The organism is Amycolatopsis decaplanina DSM 44594 (assembly GCF_000342005.1).
Taxonomy (GTDB): Bacteria; Actinomycetota; Actinomycetes; order Mycobacteriales; family Pseudonocardiaceae; genus Amycolatopsis; species Amycolatopsis decaplanina.
In genome coordinates this window covers 15,455-32,747 of the sequence record NZ_AOHO01000048.1, presented here as the reverse complement: position 1 = coordinate 32,747, position 17,293 = coordinate 15,455, and the positions used below count along the sequence as shown (strand labels likewise).

Sequence of the window (17,293 nt, the reverse complement as noted above, 5' to 3'; positions counted from 1 at the left end):
CGATCAGGCCGCGGTGGCGCCGAAACCGGTCTCGATGCCGCCCTTGGGGGCGTACTTGACCTGCTTCTCCGGCTTGCCCGGGGTGGCCGCGCCGCCGCCGATGGGCGCCTCGAACTCGATGTCACCCTTGCCGGCCTTGCCGTCGCAGGTCCAGGTGAAGGTGCTCGAGTTGCCCTTGAAGGACTTCTTGACCTTCACGATGTAGACCCAGTAACGACCGTCGTCCTCGGCCTGGTTGCTGTACAGCGTGTCGAAGTCCGGCGCCGAAACGTTCGACGGCTCGCCCGACTCGCAGGCGATGACCAGCGCGCCGACACCGTTCTCGCCGACGTAGCCCGCGCCGACGTTGTCGACGTAGGGCTCCTCCGGCGGGGTGGTCGGCTTCTCCGAGGTGGAGGTCGGCGACGGCTTGCCGGAAGTCGGCTTGCCGCTGCTGGTCGGCGTCGGCTGCTGCGAGGACGACGAGGCCGGGGCGCTCGACTCCGGCGGAGCCGACGTCACCTTGCCGCCCGTCCACGAAGGCGAGGGCGCCGTGGTGGGCGTCTCGCTCGTCGGCGCGGGAGGCGTGGTCGTCGTTTCGTCCTGCGCCATCGCGACCGGCGTCACGGCCAGCGAGATGACGGCGCCGGCCAGCACCGCGCCCGCGAGGCGGCCCAACGTCTTCTTCAAAGTGATCTCCCAGTGAAAAGCATCGCAACGCACAGTGACCCCCACTGTGCGACCACCCGGGGGAATCCCACGTTCGGGTGACAGCGTGATACTGCCGGAAAAGCACAGGTGGGTTGTAGCGAATAGGCAGTGACAAAAACCACCGGGAAAACCGGTAACGGCACGGTGCCCCGACCCGATACAAGGGCCCGAAAGTCGCTCAGCAGAGGGAAAATCTCGCGGCGACGAAGGAATGTTAACACCCGGACGGCCGGAACGGTCGTCATGCGGAAGTGTTTTTTCCTCTTCCGTCGCACGGCGCGAAAACGACGGTTTTTCTGGGCGAACCTGTGTCTCACGGTGGCGGCTCGAACCGTTGTTGCCGGCCGGTTCACACGTTCGGGGTACCCGCCTGTGAAGTATTGACCATTTGGAGACGAAAACGGGTGCCCGGCAACCCGAAGGTCACGATCAGAACACCAGGAACAGGGCCACGGCGAGGGAGAGGGCTCCGAGGAGGCCGGCGACGAACAGCCAGGGCTTCGGCGACGTCCGCTTCCGCACCGCACGACCGCCGCCCACCACCGCGATCAGGAGGCCGAGGCCGAACCCGATCCCGGGGATGAAGGTGGCGAGGGTCCGGTTCTCCGCGTCGCACGCCCAAACCTCGTCACTCGGGCAGGGCGTCGCCGCGAGTTCGGCCAGCAAACCCGCCGCGACGATCGCGAGGAAGCCGAGCACCAGGAGCCAGAACAGGCCCCACAGCCATTGACCGAGCCGCCGAGGCGGTTTCGTCTCCTCCACGCGTCCAGGTTAAGACCTGGTCTCAAAACTCGGCGTGTCGCTAGGTGAACCAACGGCCCGCCCCTGGCTCCGCACCGCCCGCCTGTGGGCCCGGCCCGACGGGCCGGAGGTCTGTCAGAGAGACTGGGGGCCAGTGCCCGCCCTCCCGACCTGGAGCCTTTTATGCCGCAAGGGACCGTCCGTTGGTTCGACGCCGAACGGGGTTTCGGCTTCCTCGCGCCCGAGGACGGCTCGCCGGACGTGTTCGTGCACGCCTCCGAGATCGTCGGGGACGGCGGCGCGAAAGTGCTCCGCGAGGGTCAGGCCGTCGTGTTCGAGGTCGGCGAGAACGACCGCGGGCCCCAGGCGCTGCGTGTTCGCGTCACCGCCGATGCGGCCACCGGCAGCGCCGTGGGCCTGCTCGGCACCGTCAACTGGTACGAGCCGGGCAAGGGGTACGGCTTCGCGTCGCCGGACGGCGGCGGCGCCGACATCTTCGTGCACAGCTCCGCCATCGTGACCGGCGGCGTGGTCACCGAGGGGCAGCGGGTGGCCTTCCTGATCGTCGAAGGCGAGCGCGGCCCGCAGGCCGGGCACGTGATCCCGCTAGGAGCAGGGGCCGGCTCACCCGCTGCGGCTGGTATCGCGGACGGTGCCGACGGCACGGTGGCCTGGTACGACGAGGACAAGGGCTTCGGCTTCATCAACCCCGACTCCGGCGCCGGGGACGTCTTCGTTCACGCCCGGGCCCTGGCCGAGGGGCTGACGTGGCTCGCGGAGGGCGACCGCGTCGCCTACGAGGTGGCTAGTGGAGACAAGGGCCCGCAGGCCCGCGACGTGCACCTGGTCCGGGGCACCGAGCCCCAGACGGCGCCGCAGCGGTCGGCACCTGCCGCGGCCGCAGGGCCGGCGGCGCGGGACGTGCCCGTACGAGGCGGCGAGGGCGTCGTCGCGCGCTACGACGGCGACCGCGGCTTCGGCTTCATCACCCCGGACGCAGGCGGCGACGATCTCTTCGCCCACGTGTCCGTGATCATGGGGTCGGAGCCGCTGCAGAAGGGTGACCGGGTCCGGTACGCGGTGCGTCACAGCGACCGGGGCCCGCAGGCCGACCGCATCGAACGCCTCTGAAGAGGCGGCCCCACCGATGGCTGATCACTTCCCGACGAGAGTGCTCGTTCATCCCCGTCGATGGTGCCGTCAGCAACGCGGCTGCAGCCTCCTCCAGGAGATCGATCTCCCTCGTGGTGACGGGGGCCCCGTGCCGACCCGAGGACCTGCTCCGCGCTCAGAAGCTCACCAGTCACCCCCACCCAACGACACAGAGCTACCGATGTATCCCATACGAGTGAATGGATGCGTTAGACCTGGTCGCAGAGCTCGATCTTTATGAGTCGGCGGACGTTGATCACGGTGCAGGCCAGCGTGAGTAGCGCCAGCGTGGTGCGTTCGGTCCGGTCGTAGCGCAGCCCGAGGCGTTTGAACCGCAGCAGCCAGGAGATGGTGCGTTCGACGACCCAGCGGACCCGGCCGAGGCGGGACTTGCCCTCAATCCCGCGCCGGGCGATACGGACCTTGATACCGCGGCGGGTCAGGTAGCGGCGGCAGCGGCGGTAGTCGTAGCCCTTGTCGGCGTGCAGCTTGTCCGGTCGGCATCGTGGCCGACCCGCCCAGCCGTGGTGGCCGCGCACGGTCGGGTTCGTGTCCAGCAGCGGCTCGAACAGCATGCTGTCGTGGGTGTTTGCCGCCGACAACATGATGTGCAGCGGTAGCCCGTTCGCGTCGCACAGAACGTGGTACTTGGAGCCGGCTTTACCCCGGTCAGTGGGGCTGCGGCCGGTCAGCTCGCCCCCCTTTTCGACCGCACCGACACCGCGTCGATGCAGCCTCTGGTCCAGTCGAGCTCGTCGATGTTGGACAGCTCGTCGAGCACGAGCTGGTGCAGCCGGTCCCACACGCCGGCGTCCTGCCACTCACGTAACCGCCGCCACGCGGTGTGCCCGGACCCGCATCCGAGCTGCTCGGGTAGGTCTCGCCAGCGGCAGCCGGTGTCGAGCACGAACAAGATCCCCTCTAGCGCGGCACGGTCATCGATCCGGGCCGCCCACCCGGACCGCGCGGCGCTGGTCGGGACGGGATCAGGGGTTCGATCAGCTCCCAGAGCCGGTCTTCGACCCGCCGCTGCTGCGTCGTCTTCGCCACGACTGCCCACGATCGACGACCAGGACCGGCAGGTTACGCAGTGACACACCCTTAAGTTTTGAGACCAGGTCTAAGGCGCTAGCCCAGCGCGGAGGCCAGATCCGTCCAGAGGTCTTCCGGGTCTTCGAGCCCGACGCTGAACCGGACGAGCCCGGCGGGCACGTGGGCGTCGCCCGCCATCCAGGCCCGCCGCTCGACCAGGCTCTCCACCCCGCCGAGGCTGGTGGCGGCGCGGATCAGCCGCAGCGACCCGATGACCTTGTCCGCCGTCTCCCCGTCCGGGAGTTCGAACGCGATCATCGTGCCGGAGCCGGGATAACGCACCCGGGTGATCGCGGGGTGGTCGACCAGCCGCGCCGCCAGCAGCGCCGCCGTGCGCGTCTGCTCGGCCAGGCGGACCGGCAGGGTCCGCAGCCCCCGCAGGGCCAGCCACGCTTCGAGCGCTCCCGGCGTCGCTCCCATCCTGGTGCGCGCGTCGCGCAGGTCTTTCGCGACGCCTTCGTCGGCCGCGATGGTCAAGCCGAGCAGCAGATCACTGTGGCCGCCGATGAGTTTCGTCGCGCTGTGCACGACGATGTCGGCGCCGAGGTCCAGCGGCCGTTGGCCGAGCGGGGTGGCGAACGTGTTGTCCACGGCGACCAGGCCGTTCGCGGCGGCGGTGATCGTCTCGATGTCGATGACGTCGAGCGTCGGGTTGGTCGGCGATTCGAGCCAGAGCAGGTCGGCGTCCGCGGCGGCGACCCAGGCGGCCGTGTCTTCCGGCTCGATCTCGGTCACCACCAGGCGGCCGGTGCCGTGCGCGTGCGCGAGCAGGCCGCGCGACCCCGCGTAGGAGAACGTCGGAACGCAGACCTTCGCGCCGACGCGCAAGGTGTCGACGACCGCGCTGAGCGTCGCGATCCCCGAGGCGAACGCGGTGGCGTGCCCGCCTTCGAGCGCGCCGATCGCGGCTTCGAGGGCCTCCCAGGTCGGGGTGCCGTCCTGCCGCGAGTACGCGCGGTCGGCGCCGGCGTCGAAGGTGCTCGCGGCGACGATCGGGACGTTCAGCGGTTCGCCAGGGCCCTCCGGTCGTCCGGCGGCGACGGCGAGGGTGCGGGGTGACCAGTCGTTCGTGTCCACCCCGCCACCGTAAACCGTTCCCTCGTCAGTGGGCGTACACCTCGAACTCGTAGAGGGAGTAGCCGTACTTCGTCCCGCGCTGGACACCGGCCATCCGGACATAGCGGCCGTCCACCGCCTCGAAGGCGAGGTTGTCCTTCCCGCCGTCTCCGTCCACTATGGACGCCACGTCCCGCCAGTTCGTCCCGTCGGGCGACACCTGCACCTTGTACGCCTTCCCGTACGCCGCTTCCCACTGCAGGACCACCCGGGAAACGCTCCGCACCGAGCCGAGGTCCACCGTGATCGACTGGTTGTCGCTCCAGTCGCTCGCCCAGCGCGTCGACAGGTTCACGTCGATGGCGTTGGACGGCGGCGAGTTGTACCAGCCGGTCTCGTGGCTGCTCGCGCTCACCGACCGGCCGGTGGCGAGGTTGGCGATGTCGTCGCCGCGTTTCGCCGGGAACTCCACGACCTGCTGGAAGGTCGGCCGGTTCTGGGTGCTCATCTTGTCCTGCGTGATGCCGCCGAGCGCGCGGTGGATGATCGTGTCGGCGCACCACTGGTCGCCCGCGGCGCAGTCACCGTCACCGGGGTACACGGTGTTGGCGGGCTGAGCGGCCGCCTGCGTCAGCGAGTCGAGCAGCACCTGACGGCAGGCGTTGACGTCACCACCACCGCAGTACTTCACGGCGAGCGGACCGGCGACGTTCTGCCCGAGGACCGAACGGATGTCCTTGTGCACGTAGCCCCACCAGCCCGCCTGGTACGACGACCCGGCGTGCGACTGGCCGACGTGTTTGCCGGGCACCTCGTTCTGCCAGCCGGAAGGCGATTCGTTGATCTTCAGCACACCGATCATCGCGGCGTAGGCGGCGTCGCCCATGCCGGGTTTGAACTGGGCGTTGACCAGCAGCGGCCACCAGGCGTCCATGATGCGGATCGCGTCGGCGTTCGCGTAGGCCTTGCTGCCCGGCGAGGTCTCCGAGCGCAGGCCGCCCGCGGCGAGCCAGGTCTTCAGCTTCGCCACCGCGTCCGCGGCCGGGCCGGTCACCGGCGCCTTGTCGATCACCTTGAACAGTTCCGGCAGCACCTTCTCCGCGCGGAGGTCGGCCAGCGCCGCCTCCTCCATGGCCTGCGTGAGGTTCACCCGCGTGACCTTGGTGCCGCTGGAGACCAGCTTCTTGACCCGCGCGTCGATCAGATCGCCGCGGTGCACGGAACTCTTGTCCGCGCCGCTGGCCGCGTAGCCGCCTGCCTGGGCGTTGTTCCAGCTGATGTAGTAGTCCTGGTTGATCGACTGCGGATGCTGCGACGACGGCGTGTAGTTCGCGAGGTTGCCGTCGGGGTTCCAGCCCTGCCAGTCGAATCCGGCGTCGGCCTTCACCGGCATGGCCGGGTCGACGTTCGGGTTGCGGACCGGGTTCGAGCCGGAGTTGAAGTACGCGACGTCACGGGAGTCGGCGTAGAACCAGTTGTAGGTCTGGTTGACGTCGGCCGCCGCGGCCTGGAAGTCCTGTGCGGACTTGATAGCGTCCGGGTCGTTGAACTTCTGGAAGCCGATGATCGTGTCGATCTCGTGCTGGAAGGTCGACCGCAGCGACGCGTACGCGACCGGTTTGCCGCCGACCAGCGCCCGGCTCGTCACCGGCCCGTACTTGGTGCGGAAGCTGCGCAGCGTGTACGAACCTTCGGCCGTCCCGTCGGCGATCGTGGGCTTCCAGGCGTTCTTGCGTTCGACGATCTCGAACGGCAGGCACTGGCCGCGGAAGCGGTAGAAGCCGGAGTTCTTCGTCGGCGCGGTGCCGTTCTGCTCGCACAGTTCGACGGCGTAGGTGTCGACGATGTCCTGCGACGCCGAGGTCGCGCTCCACGAGTAGTCCTTGCCGCGGCCGAGCAGCACGTACATGCTGATGCCCGCGAACGAGGCGCCGCGGGCGCTGATGCCCGGTCCCTGGATTTCCTGCAGCATCAGCAATTGCGGCGCGAAGTAGCCGGCCTGCGGGCCGAAGACGGCGACCGGGTGGCCACTCGCGGTCTTGGCGCCGGAGACCACCAGCGCGTTGGACATGCCGTGCTTTTCCGACAGCATGTTGCCGGGCAGGACGCCGTCGTCGAAGATGCCGCGGACGGCCTTCTGGTCCTCGGGCGCGGGGACGTCGACCTTGGCGGGCGTCGCCGTCGCGGCGGAACCGGTCGGGTCGAAGACCAGCTGCTGCCCGGAGACGGAACCCTTGTCCGGCATCGCGGCGCCCTGCGGGTTCGACGGCGCCTTGCCGTAGTCGAAAGCCTGTCCATTGTGGAGGGTCTTGACGGTCTCGGGGTCGTCCTCGGACCGGAGGCTCTTCCAGACCTTTTCGCCCTGTTCGAGACCGTACTTCTCCTGCATCGCCATCTTCGCGATGGCGTTCTGCACCTCACCGCCACCGCCGGCACCGAACTGCGCTCCGACGACGGCGGCGAGGACGACGAGGTCGGTGAGCTTGAACGGTTCGATGGTCCCGGCGTTCGTGATCGCGTCGACGTGCCCGGTGAGCACGTACTCGCCGGGGAAGTAGCGGCCGCTGTGCGCGTCGGAGATGTACTTGTTGACGCCCTGGACGTAGGCCTCGGCGTCGGCCTTGCCCTGTGCGCCGCGCGGGCCACTGGCCGCGGTGTTGTCGATCTGCTTCTGCAGTTCCTGCTCGGTGTACGGCGCCGAGGCGAAGAAGCTCTGCTCGAGTTCGCGGTTGCCCTGCGCGCCACCGGCGTACGAGGTCAGCTGGCCGCGGCCGACGCGGCGCATGATGTCCATCAGCCACAGGCGGTCCTGCGCGGCGGCGTATCCGGCGCCGTACATCGTTCCCGGCCTGGTCGTGCCGACGATCCGGGGCACGCCGGTCGCCTTGTCGCGGGTGATCGTCACGTCCGAACGCGGTTTGATCGTGCTCTCGACCTGCCCGGACGGAACCCCGAACGAGGCGTCGTTGAAGAACTGGTTGATCTTGTCCGTGGTCAGCGTCTTGTAGCCGTCGGCGAGCGAGGCGTACTTGCCGAGCTGGTCGGCCGAATGCGCGGGCCGGGTGCCGAACGCCTTGTGCGCCAGGATCTCGGCGAGGGTGGCGTTCCCCTTGGTGCCGGGCGGGAGGATGTCGCCGCACTGGCCGCCGCAGTAGTCGTCGAGCGCGGCCGCCACCACGGAGTTCTGTGGCGCCTCCGCGGCGTTCGCCTGGAGTGCCGGGACGGTGCCCGCCACGAGCGTCAGCCCCGCCAGCGTCGTCAAGACCCGTATGCCTCGTCGCATGAAAGACCTCCGTCGTCGGAGAGTGACGAGGCGCACACTACCCACGGGTATCCAAATTTGTGAAGACTATTCGCGTTCTTGCCACCGTTCGGCGGAACACTCGCCCTGCGGACCCAAGACCTGCGCAGGTACTCCCCTTCCTCCCCACCGCCACCCTCAGCGGAGAAGCTTCGCTTCACGTATCTTCCTGGGCATGTCTTTGCAAAAGCCCCAGATCGACCGCCCCGAGGGGCCCGCGCCCACCGAGCTGGAGAAGACCGACATCTCTGTCGGCGACGGTCAGGAGGCGAAGGCCGGCGACACCGTCTCGGTGCACTACGTCGGTGTCTCGCACTCGACCGGCGACCAGTTCGACGCGTCGTGGGACCGCGGTGAGCCGCTTCGCTTCGGCCTCGGCGCGGGACAGGTCATCCCCGGCTGGGACCAGGGTGTCGCCGGAATGAAGGTCGGTGGTCGCCGCCAGCTGGTCATCCCGCCGCACCTGGCCTACGGCGAACGCGGCGCCGGCGGCGTCATCAAGCCGAACGAGACCCTGATCTTCGTCGTCGACCTGATCGGCGTGAACTGACCCACAGAATCAACTCGGGCCCCGGTGGATAATGGATCCAGCGGGGCCCGACTCGTGTCAGTCGAAAGTCACACGGCTTGCAATCGCCGCGCTGGACGAGCGAACGGGTTGTCCGAGGAATCTTCCGAGAAACCCGCCAGCTCGGCGATCTCGCCATCCGTGAGACCTTTGGTCCGCAATGTATCGCCGATCGCCGTGATGAGTTGCGGCGTCTCCGGGGCCAGGCGGTCGCCATCCGGTTCGGTCGTCTTCCACCCGCGAGCGTTCATAGCCTTGTAGAAGCTCGTACGGTCTGGAGCCGAGACCTGCTTGAGTGAGTAGGCACGCTCGAAGAGCGCTTGCATCGAAACTCCCCAAACTCGCTTCATGTCCCGGAGGTGTCCGAGCGTCACGGGACGAAGATCCGGCTTGATCACGTGTGCCGGCATCAAGAACTCGGCGGCGAACTCATTCGCTTCTCGCTCCGGATCTTCGGTCGCGATCCCGTTATGGAGCACGAGATGGCCGAGTTCATGAGCCAGGGTGAGCCGTTTGCGATCGATGGGGGCGGCCGCGTTGATCAGCAGCACGGGGTGGTCGCCGATCCACTGAGAAAGCCCGTCGATACGCGAGGTACCGAAGTCCTCCTCCAGGATCACGCAACCAGCGGCCTCGAGCCATCTCGCCAGATGGCGTACTGGTCCGACGGGCAGTCGCCACTGGGCACGCACCATCAGAGCCGCCTGCACCGGGGTCGTATCGATCGGATCGAACGTGGGGACGGACTGTTCCGCTCGCATCGACACCTCTTCGAACAACACGGAGACGTGCAACCGGTACGCGTTCAGTCGTGCTTCGAGCCTTCGCCAGGCGGAAGCCTTCGTCGTTCGCTGGCGTCTCATGTGCGCGTCCACGGCGAGCGCACCCCGAACAGCGTGATCCCGGGTCAGGAAGCGTGTCGATACACCCAACGACCGCGCGAGCCGGTTCAGCACGTCGTCATCAGGCATGCGTTGATCGTTCTCGTAACGGGACAACGCCGCCTGCGTGACTTCGGCCTTCGCGCACAAGTCTTCCTGCGTCAGCCCTCGGGCGCGGCGAAGTGTTTCCAGCACATCGCCGATTCCACTCACGTCGCTTCGTCCTCCTCATTCGGGGCCAGTGCCTCGTACAGGTCGATCTGGGGCAGAGACGGATCGACAGGAGTCCAGGTGAATTCCGTACCGGCGACGCCAGACGCCCCAGCATCCACCTCGACGGCCCAGATCGCATCTTTGTCCAGTCCGTCCCGCAGCGAGACGATTGTGCTGCCGATCACTCGCTCTTCGGGATCCCAGCGATAGCCGAAGCCCAGGCGAACCTCCTCCAATCCTTCCAGAGCGTCGGATTGCGCCCAGAAGGCCAGGGCTGACTTGGTCGCGTAGGACCTGATGCGATCCCGCACCGTGTGCCGCTTCACCCGAGCGCGGTACCGGAGGCCGACCGTGATTTCGCGCGTGACGCCTTGGTCCACCAGTTCGACCGAATCGACGTCCGTGAGCCGTCGGCGGAGGTGGGCCCAAAGCCGGTCGTGTATCCAGTTCGAAAGCCCACGGTCACTGCTGTCCGCGACCCAGCCGGGGAAGGCATCGCGATAGTCGGCCAAGTCCGCCCTCGTGGCACTCGTAGCGTCGACCAGAGCACCGACGACCTTGTCGCCAAGGTCGCGCAGGACGTCCTCAGCCAGCGGATGTGAAAACATGCCAGAAAATATACCGCCTGCGCACACGCAACCACCAGCACAAACGTGTTCAAAGCAAGCGTGAAGCGCTTAAACTGGGAACCCACTCGCCAACCGCCGCCGGACGCACCGTGGGGGTCCGGGGGGCTCGGCCCCCCGGGAGCTGACGACCGACGACCAACGCGAAAGAGGCCCCGTCGCGCTAGCGAAGGGGCCTCTGACTACGGGTGGGCGAGGAGGGAGTTGAACCCTCACGTCCTTTCGGACACACGGACCTGAACCGTGCGCGTCTGCCATTCCGCCACTCGCCCGAGTGCTTCGTTCTCTGACAGCTCGCAAAGCGTAGCAGGCGGATTTCGCGGGTTTCACCGGGGGCCGTGTCCGACTGGCCGCTCCCGGATAGGATCGACGGGGAAGCACACGTGTGAGGAGGTTGCCCGGTGGGCCGCGTCGAACGCTTTGACAGACGGCTCGAGAACCTCGTGGGCAATACCTTCGCGCGCATGTTCGGTGGCAACGTCGTCACGCAGGAAGTGGCGGTGGCGCTCGAGCGCGAGAGCGAGGAAAACGTCCGTGAGCTGGCCGGTGGTCGACAGCTCGCCCCCAATCACTACATCGTGTCGTTGGGGCAGGCTGATCACGAACGTATGGCCGGAGACGAGCGTCGGGTCACCTCGGTGTTGGCGGAGGCGGTCAAGGAACACCTCGCCGAGCACGGTTGGGACACCTATGGTGACGTCGTAGTTTCGCTCGAGCGCAACGAGGCGCTGCATACTGGACAGTTCAAGACCCGTTCGTCCGTCGATCCCGACGTCAAGCCCCACGGCGCCGAAGGCTCGTCACGGTCGGCACGACCCAGCAACGCAGGAGACCCAGCAATGAGCCAGCCCCCCGGCTACGGCCAATACGACCAGGGTGACCCGTACGGCCAGCAGGGCCAGTACGGCTACGGACAGCAGGCTGGCCAGCAGCAGCCCGGGTACGACCAGGGTTATGGCGGCCAGCAGCAGGGCGGCTACGACCAGGGTTACGGCGGCGGCGCTCAACAGCCCGGCTATGACCAGTACGGCGGCCAGCAGCAGCCCGGGTACGACCAGGGCTATGGCGGCGGCGCTCAACAGCCCGGCTATGACCAGTACGGCGGCCAGCAGCAGCCCGGGTACGACCAGGGCTATGGCGGCGGCGCACAGCAGCCCGGCTATGACCAGTACGGCGGCCAGCAGCAGCCCGGGTACGACCAGGGCTATGGCGGCGGCGCTCAACAGCCCGGCTATGACCAGTACGGCGGCCAGCAGCAGCCCGGGTACGACCAGGGCTATGGCGGCGGCGCACAGCAGCCCGGCTATGACCAGTACGGCGGCCAGCAGCAGCCCGGGTACGACCAGGGCTATGGCGGCGGCGCTCAACAGCCCGGCTATGACCAGTACGGCGGCCAGCAGCAGCCCGGGTACGACCAGGGCTATGGCGGCGGCGCACAGCAGCCCGGCTATGACCAGTACGGCGGCCAGCAGCAGCCCGGGTACGACCAGGGCTATGGCGGCGGCGCACAGCAGCCCGGTTACGACCAGTACGGCGGCCAGCAGCAGCCCGGGTACGACCAGGGTTACGGCGGCGGCGCACAGCAGCCCGGTTACGACCAGTACGGCGGCCAGCAGCAAGGCGGCTACGACCAGTACGGCGGTGGCCAGCAGCAGTACGGCCAGCCCGCCGCGGACCCGTACGCGCAGGGGGGCGGCTACGGCGGCCAGCCGGCGGCCGGCCGTCAGCTCACCGCGAGCCTCCAGCTGGACGACGGTTCGAACCGCTCGTACTCGCTGAAGCAGGGCGGGAACGTCGTGGGCCGCGGCCAGGACGCCGACTTCCGGCTCCCGGACACCGGCGTCTCGCGCCGTCACTTGGAGATCACCTGGGACGGCCAGAGCGCGACGCTCGCGGACATCGGTTCCACGAACGGCACGACCGTCAACGGCACCCCGGTGCAGACCTGGCAGCTGGCCGACGGCGACGTGATCCGCGTGGGCCACTCGTCTCTCGTGTTCCGTACGCAGGGCTGACCGGCGGCGTCCGGAGGGGGTATCGCAGAATTGCGGTGCGGGACCTGTGGTGGATCGGCACCTCGGGTCGTACGCGGAGAGCAGGGCCGTTCGGAGCCGACCATCCCGGACGGCACGGGCTCTCCGCGGCGCACAGGAGAAACGGGAGCGGACACAACAAGTGCCAGAGCTGGTCGTTCAACTCACCAGGGTGGGCTTTCTCGTGCTGCTCTGGCTCTTCGTGTTCGCCGCGTTGCGTGTCGTCCGTTCGGATCTGTACGCGGCCTCCGGGCTGCGAGTCGCCGTCCCGACGTTCGGTCGCAAGAAGAAGGAAAACAAGAAGCCGCGCGGCGGAAAGTCGCCGCAGCAGCTGCTCGTGACCCATGGTGCGCTGGCAGGCACCAGGATCGCCTTGGACGGCAGGCCGATCCTGATCGGCCGCGCCGACGACTCGACCCTGGTGCTGGACGACGACTACGCGTCGACCCGGCACGCCCGGATCGCCCTGCGCGGGGAGGATTGGTACGTGGAAGATCTGGGTTCGACGAACGGGACGTACCTCGACCGGGCTAAGGTCACGGCACCCCTCCGGGTCCCGCTCGGAGTCCCCATCCGGATCGGCAAAACGGTGATCGAGCTTCGCCCATGACTCTCGTCCTCCGCTACGCGGCTCGCAGCGACCGGGGCCTGGTGCGTTCCAGCAACCAGGACTCCGTGTACGCAGGTCCCCGCCTGCTCGCCCTCGCCGACGGCATGGGTGGTCACGCCGCGGGTGAGGTGGCCAGCAAGGTCGTCATCGCCTCCCTCGCCCCACTCGACGACGACGATCCCAGCGACGATCTCCTCGCTCAGCTGCGTGAGGCCGTCCAGAACGGCAACGCGGCCATCGCCGAACTCGTCCAGCAGGACCCGGACCTCGACGGGATGGGCACGACCCTGACCGCCGTGCTGTTCGCCGGTTCGCGGATGGGTGTCGTGCACGTCGGCGACTCGCGGGCGTATCTGATGCGCGGCGGGCAGTTCTCGCAGATCACGCGAGACGACAGCTTCGTCAACGAACTTCTCGAACAGGGCCGGATCACGCCGGAAGAGGCCGCGGTGCACCCGCAGCGGTCGCTGCTGCTGAAGGCGCTCACCGGGCACGAGGTCGAGCCGAGCCTGACCGTGCGCGAGGCCCGCGCCGGTGACCGCTACCTGATCTGTTCGGACGGCCTGTCCGGCATGGTCAGCGACGAGACGCTTTCCGAGGCGATCCAGATCCCGGATCCGCAGGCCTGCGCGGACCGGATGATCGAGCTGGCGCTCAAGGGCGGCGGCACGGACAACGTCACGGTGATCATCGCCGACGTCGTCGACGTCGACTTCGGTGAGGACGCGCCCATCGTGGGCGGCGCCGCCGGGGACGGCAGCGACGAGTTCCACCAGGGCGACTCCCCCGCCGCCCGCGCCCGCGCGCTGACCCAGCCCGCGCCGCAGCCGCGGCCCGAGGTCCAGCCCCAAGAGGAGGACCCGAAGGTCAAGCGCCGGAGGCGATTTCGCTGGCTGGCGGGAGCGGTGGTCGTCCTGATCGTGCTGGCCGCGGCGGCGATCGCCACGCGGTATTTCGTGCTGAGCCAGTACTACGTCGGCGAGGGCCCCGGTGAGGAGGTCGTGATCTACCGCGGCGTCCCGGGCAGCATCCTCGGCATCGACCTGCACGCCTACGAGCAGGGCTCGTGCCCGCCGGGCGGACTGTGCACCGACAAGCTGCTGGTGCCCGCACTGCAGGAGGACGCGCGGATCGCGGTGAAGAACGGCGTCAAGAAGGACAACCTCGACGACGCCCGCAAGTACATCGACGACTTCCTGCGGCCGCACAAGCAGCTGGCCGACTGCAAGCCGGCCACCGGCTCGACCTCCACGCCGCCTTCCTCGTCGGCGCCTCCGGTGTCGTCGTCGGCGGCTCCTCCTTCGACCCCCGCCTCGCCGAGTTCGGCGAACCAGCCAGCGGGGAGGGACTGCTCGACGCCGGAACCGGCAGCACCAGGGGGCGGTAACTGATGAGCACGCCGCTCGCCGATCCGGCTTCGGCCCAGTTCGCCACGAACCCTCCGCGCGAGCTGCCCAAGCGGCGCGGCACGGAGCTCGTCCTCCTGGCGTTCGCGACGTTCATCGTCACCATCGCGCTCGTGCTGGTGGAGGCGAACCAGGAGCAGGAGCTCACCAGCTCGATCATCTGGCTGGGGCTGTCCTACCTCGGAGTGCTGACCGCGGCGCATCTGGCGGTCCGCCGCTGGGCGCCGTACGCGGACCCGGTGATCCTGCCGTGTGTCGCGCTGCTGAACGGGCTCGGTCTGGTGATGATCCACCGGATCGACCTGGCGCTCGCGGAACGCGCGGTCCAGCAGGGCAAGGAGTACACGCCGGACGTCACCAAGCAGGTGCTGTTCACGGCGATCTCGCTGGTGCTGTTCGTGGTGGTGCTGATCGTGATCAGCGACCACCGCACGCTGACCCGTTACGGCTACACCTGCGGTCTGGTCGGCATCGTGGCGCTCGCGCTGCCCGCCGTGCTGCCGTCGAGCCTTTCCGAGGTCAACGGCGCGAAGGTCTGGATCAAGCTGCCGTTCTTCTCGATCCAGCCCGGCGAGTTCGCGAAGATCCTGCTGATGATCTTCTTCGCCTCGTTCCTGGTGACGAAACGGGACCTGTTCATGGTCGCGGGCAAGAAGATCGCCGGCGTCGAGCTGCCGCGCGCCCGTGACCTCGGCCCGATCCTGATCGCGGCGGCCGCTTGCCTCGGCGTGCTGGTGTTCGAGAAGGACCTCGGGACGTCGCTGCTGTTCTTCGGCGTCACGCTGGTGATGTTGTACGTCGCCACCGAGCGGATCATCTGGGTGGTGCTGGGCGTCGGGTTCTTCGCCGCCGGCGCGATCATCGCCTACAACCTGTTCACGCACGTCCAGCAGCGCGTCCGTAACTGGATCGACCCGCTCGCCACCTACGACGACGCGGGCGGCGGATACCAGGTCGCGCAGGGTCTGTTCGGGCTCGGGACCGGCGGGGTCGGCGGCACCGGCCTCGGCGCCGGACGGCCGGACATGGTCCCCGAGGCCAAGACGGACTTCATCACCACCGCGATCGGCGAGGAACTCGGCTTCATCGGCCTCGCCGCGATGCTGATGCTGTACCTGATCCTGGCGATGCGCGGGATGCGCAGCGCCCTCGCGGTCCGCGACACCTTCGGCAAACTCCTCGGCGGCGGCCTGTCGTTCGCCCTGGTCATGCAGATCTTCGTCGTCGTCGGTGGCGTCACGAACCTGATCCCGAACACCGGGATCACCGCCCCGTTCCTCTCCCGCGGCGGTTCTTCACTGCTCGCGAACTACATTCTGGTGGCCCTCCTGCTCCGAATCTCCGACGCCGCCCGTAAACCCGCGGTGCGGCCGAAGCCGCAGCAGCCCCAGGCGCCGCTCGCCGAAGCGCACACGGTGATGGTCCAGCGGCCGTCCGCGAACGGTGAGGGGAGCGCTTCGTGAACACCCCGCTCCGCAAGGTCGGCGTCGCCATGCTCGTCATGGTGGTGCTCCTGCTCGCCAACGCCACCTACATCCAGGTGGTCAAGGCCGACGACTACCGCACGGATTCGCGCAACCTTCGGGTGCTCTACGAGGAGTACTCCCGCCAGCGCGGGCTGATCGTGACGCCCGACGGCTCCGCGCTCGCGAAGGTCGACCCGTCGAACGACAAGTACAAGTTCATCCGGACCTACGTAGACGGCCCGATGTACGCACCGGTCACCGGCTACTACTCGATCAACTACGGCTCGGGCGGTCTGGAGCGGTCCGAGGACGACGTCCTCAACGGTTCCGACCCGCGGCTGTTCGTGCGGCGTCTGTCGGACATGGTCACCGGCCGAGACCCGCGCGGCGGGAACGTGCGGCTGACGATCAACCCGGCCGTGCAGAAGGCCGCCTACGACCTGATGACGCAGAAGGGCTACACCGGCTCGGTGGTCGCGATGGAGCCCAAGACCGGGCGCATCCTGGCCATGGTCTCGACGCCGTCGTACGACCCGAACAAGCTCGCCTCGCACGTCGGCAAGGAGCAGATCGCGGCCTGGGGGCAGTGGCGCGACGATCCCAAGAAGCCGATGCTGAACCGCGCGATCTCGGAAACCTACCCGCCGGGATCGACGGCCAAGCTGTTGGTGACCGCGGCCGCGCTCGAGGACGGCAAGACGGCGGACATGCCGGTCAACACCGCGCCCAACGTCAAACTCCCCGGCACGCAGACGACGCTGGAGAACTACGGTGGCGCGGCCTGCAAGGGCAGCACGTTGAAGGAAGCGCTGCGGTACTCCTGCAACGTTCCCTTCGCCGAACTCGCGGGCGAGCTCGGCAAGGACAAGCTGAACGCGACGGCGAAGAACTTCGGTGTCGGCGAGGACCTGACCGTGCCGATGCGGGTCGCCGCCTCCTCCCTCGGTCCGCTCGAATCGAAGGCGGCCCTGTTCCAGAGCGCCATCGGGCAGCGCGACGTGCGCCTGACGCCCCTGCAGGACTGCCTGCTCTCGGCCACCATCGCGAACAACGGCATGGCGATGAAGCCGCAGCTCGTGCAGTCGCTGCTGGCGCCGAACCTGTCGACCATCGAGGACTACACCCCCACCGAACTGACCGGTGACGCCGCGATGTCCAGTGCGAACGCCGCGGTCCTGCGCGACATGATGCTGGCGTCCGAGGAGAACACGAAGGGCGCCGGCAAACGCGGCGACATCCAGATCGCCTCCAAGACCGGCACCGCCGAGCACGGCAACGACCCGAAGAACACCCCGCCGCACGCCTGGTACACCGGGTTCGCGCCGGCGATGGACCCGAAGATCGCCGTCGCGGTGGTCGTCGAGTCCGGGGGTAACCGCGGGCTCGAAGCGACCGGTGGCACCGTGGCCGCGGAGATCGGCCGCGCCGCCGTCAATGCCATGCTCGGGGGTGGATAGC

13 protein-coding genes, 1 tRNA gene and 2 pseudogenes are annotated in these 17,293 nt (G+C 68.3%); 8 read left to right on the top strand and 8 right to left on the bottom strand.

From position 1 onward, the window contains the following. Window positions 1-3: 3 nt before the first annotated feature. Both H074_RS12690 and H074_RS12685 read right to left on the bottom strand, forming a co-directional pair. On the bottom strand, window positions 4-669 hold the full coding sequence (locus H074_RS12690; RefSeq protein ID WP_007030441.1) for a hypothetical protein: 666 nt from the start codon (window positions 667-669) through the stop codon (window positions 4-6). 450 nt (window positions 670-1,119) lie between these two features. Continuing rightward, a complete protein-coding gene (locus tag H074_RS12685; protein WP_007030440.1) occupies window positions 1,120-1,452 on the bottom strand; it encodes a hypothetical protein in 333 nt (110 codons plus the stop codon). Window positions 1,453-1,614: 162 nt separating this feature from the next. Between H074_RS12685 and H074_RS42175 the strand changes: the two genes are divergently transcribed. Then, complete coding sequence (locus tag H074_RS42175; RefSeq protein ID WP_007030439.1) at window positions 1,615-2,562, top strand: cold-shock protein; 948 nt, start codon at window positions 1,615-1,617, stop codon at window positions 2,560-2,562. 230 nt (window positions 2,563-2,792) lie between these two features. Here H074_RS42175 and H074_RS39230 read toward each other — a convergent pair. The 3 genes and pseudogenes from H074_RS39230 to H074_RS12660 form a co-directional block, all read right to left on the bottom strand. Then, window positions 2,793-3,633: pseudogene (locus H074_RS39230) on the bottom strand (IS5 family transposase). Between the two features lie 78 nt (window positions 3,634-3,711). After that, window positions 3,712-4,752 (bottom strand): trans-sulfuration enzyme family protein, encoded by a 1,041-nt coding sequence (locus H074_RS12665; RefSeq protein ID WP_007030436.1) that lies wholly within the window; start codon window positions 4,750-4,752, stop codon window positions 3,712-3,714. Window positions 4,753-4,777: 25 nt separating this feature from the next. Continuing rightward, window positions 4,778-8,014 (bottom strand): penicillin acylase family protein, encoded by a 3,237-nt coding sequence (locus H074_RS12660; protein ID WP_235096741.1) that lies wholly within the window; start codon window positions 8,012-8,014, stop codon window positions 4,778-4,780. 193 nt (window positions 8,015-8,207) lie between these two features. Here H074_RS12660 and H074_RS12655 point away from each other — a divergent pair, with 193 nt between their 5' ends. After that, entirely contained in the window at window positions 8,208-8,582 is a 375-nt protein-coding gene (locus H074_RS12655; RefSeq protein WP_007030434.1) for an FKBP-type peptidyl-prolyl cis-trans isomerase, read from the top strand. A 68-nt stretch (window positions 8,583-8,650) separates the two neighbouring features. Here the strand turns inward: H074_RS12655 and H074_RS12650 are convergent, their stop codons facing one another. The 3 genes from H074_RS12650 to H074_RS12640 form a co-directional block, all read right to left on the bottom strand. Next, complete coding sequence (locus H074_RS12650; RefSeq protein WP_007030433.1) at window positions 8,651-9,694, bottom strand: ImmA/IrrE family metallo-endopeptidase; 1,044 nt, start codon at window positions 9,692-9,694, stop codon at window positions 8,651-8,653. Further along, window positions 9,691-10,302 (bottom strand): hypothetical protein, encoded by a 612-nt coding sequence (locus H074_RS12645; protein ID WP_007030432.1) that lies wholly within the window; start codon window positions 10,300-10,302, stop codon window positions 9,691-9,693. Before H074_RS12645 ends, H074_RS12650 begins: the two co-directional genes overlap by 4 nt. A 207-nt stretch (window positions 10,303-10,509) precedes the next feature. Then, window positions 10,510-10,592 (bottom strand) — tRNA-Leu (locus H074_RS12640). A 129-nt stretch (window positions 10,593-10,721) separates the two neighbouring features. Between H074_RS12640 and H074_RS42465 the strand changes: the two are divergent. The 6 genes and pseudogenes from H074_RS42465 to H074_RS12615 all read left to right on the top strand — a co-directional run. Next, window positions 10,722-11,678: pseudogene (locus tag H074_RS42465) on the top strand (DUF3662 domain-containing protein); the annotation flags it as partial. A 387-nt stretch (window positions 11,679-12,065) separates the two neighbouring features. Beyond that, a complete protein-coding gene (locus H074_RS42460) occupies window positions 12,066-12,335 on the top strand; it encodes an FHA domain-containing protein (RefSeq protein WP_268744764.1) in 270 nt (89 codons plus the stop codon). 160 nt (window positions 12,336-12,495) lie between these two features. After that, complete coding sequence (locus H074_RS12630) at window positions 12,496-12,963, top strand: FHA domain-containing protein FhaB/FipA (protein WP_007030429.1); 468 nt, start codon at window positions 12,496-12,498, stop codon at window positions 12,961-12,963. Beyond that, complete coding sequence (locus H074_RS12625; protein ID WP_007030428.1) at window positions 12,960-14,354, top strand: PP2C family protein-serine/threonine phosphatase; 1,395 nt, start codon at window positions 12,960-12,962, stop codon at window positions 14,352-14,354. Before H074_RS12630 ends, H074_RS12625 begins: the two co-directional genes overlap by 4 nt. After that, window positions 14,354-15,832 (top strand): FtsW/RodA/SpoVE family cell cycle protein, encoded by a 1,479-nt coding sequence (locus H074_RS12620; protein WP_007030427.1) that lies wholly within the window; start codon window positions 14,354-14,356, stop codon window positions 15,830-15,832. Before H074_RS12625 ends, H074_RS12620 begins: the two co-directional genes overlap by 1 nt. Then, on the top strand, window positions 15,829-17,292 hold the full coding sequence (locus H074_RS12615) for a peptidoglycan D,D-transpeptidase FtsI family protein (protein WP_007030426.1): 1,464 nt from the start codon (window positions 15,829-15,831) through the stop codon (window positions 17,290-17,292). Before H074_RS12620 ends, H074_RS12615 begins: the two co-directional genes overlap by 4 nt. The last annotated feature ends 1 nt before the right edge of the window (window position 17,293 follow it).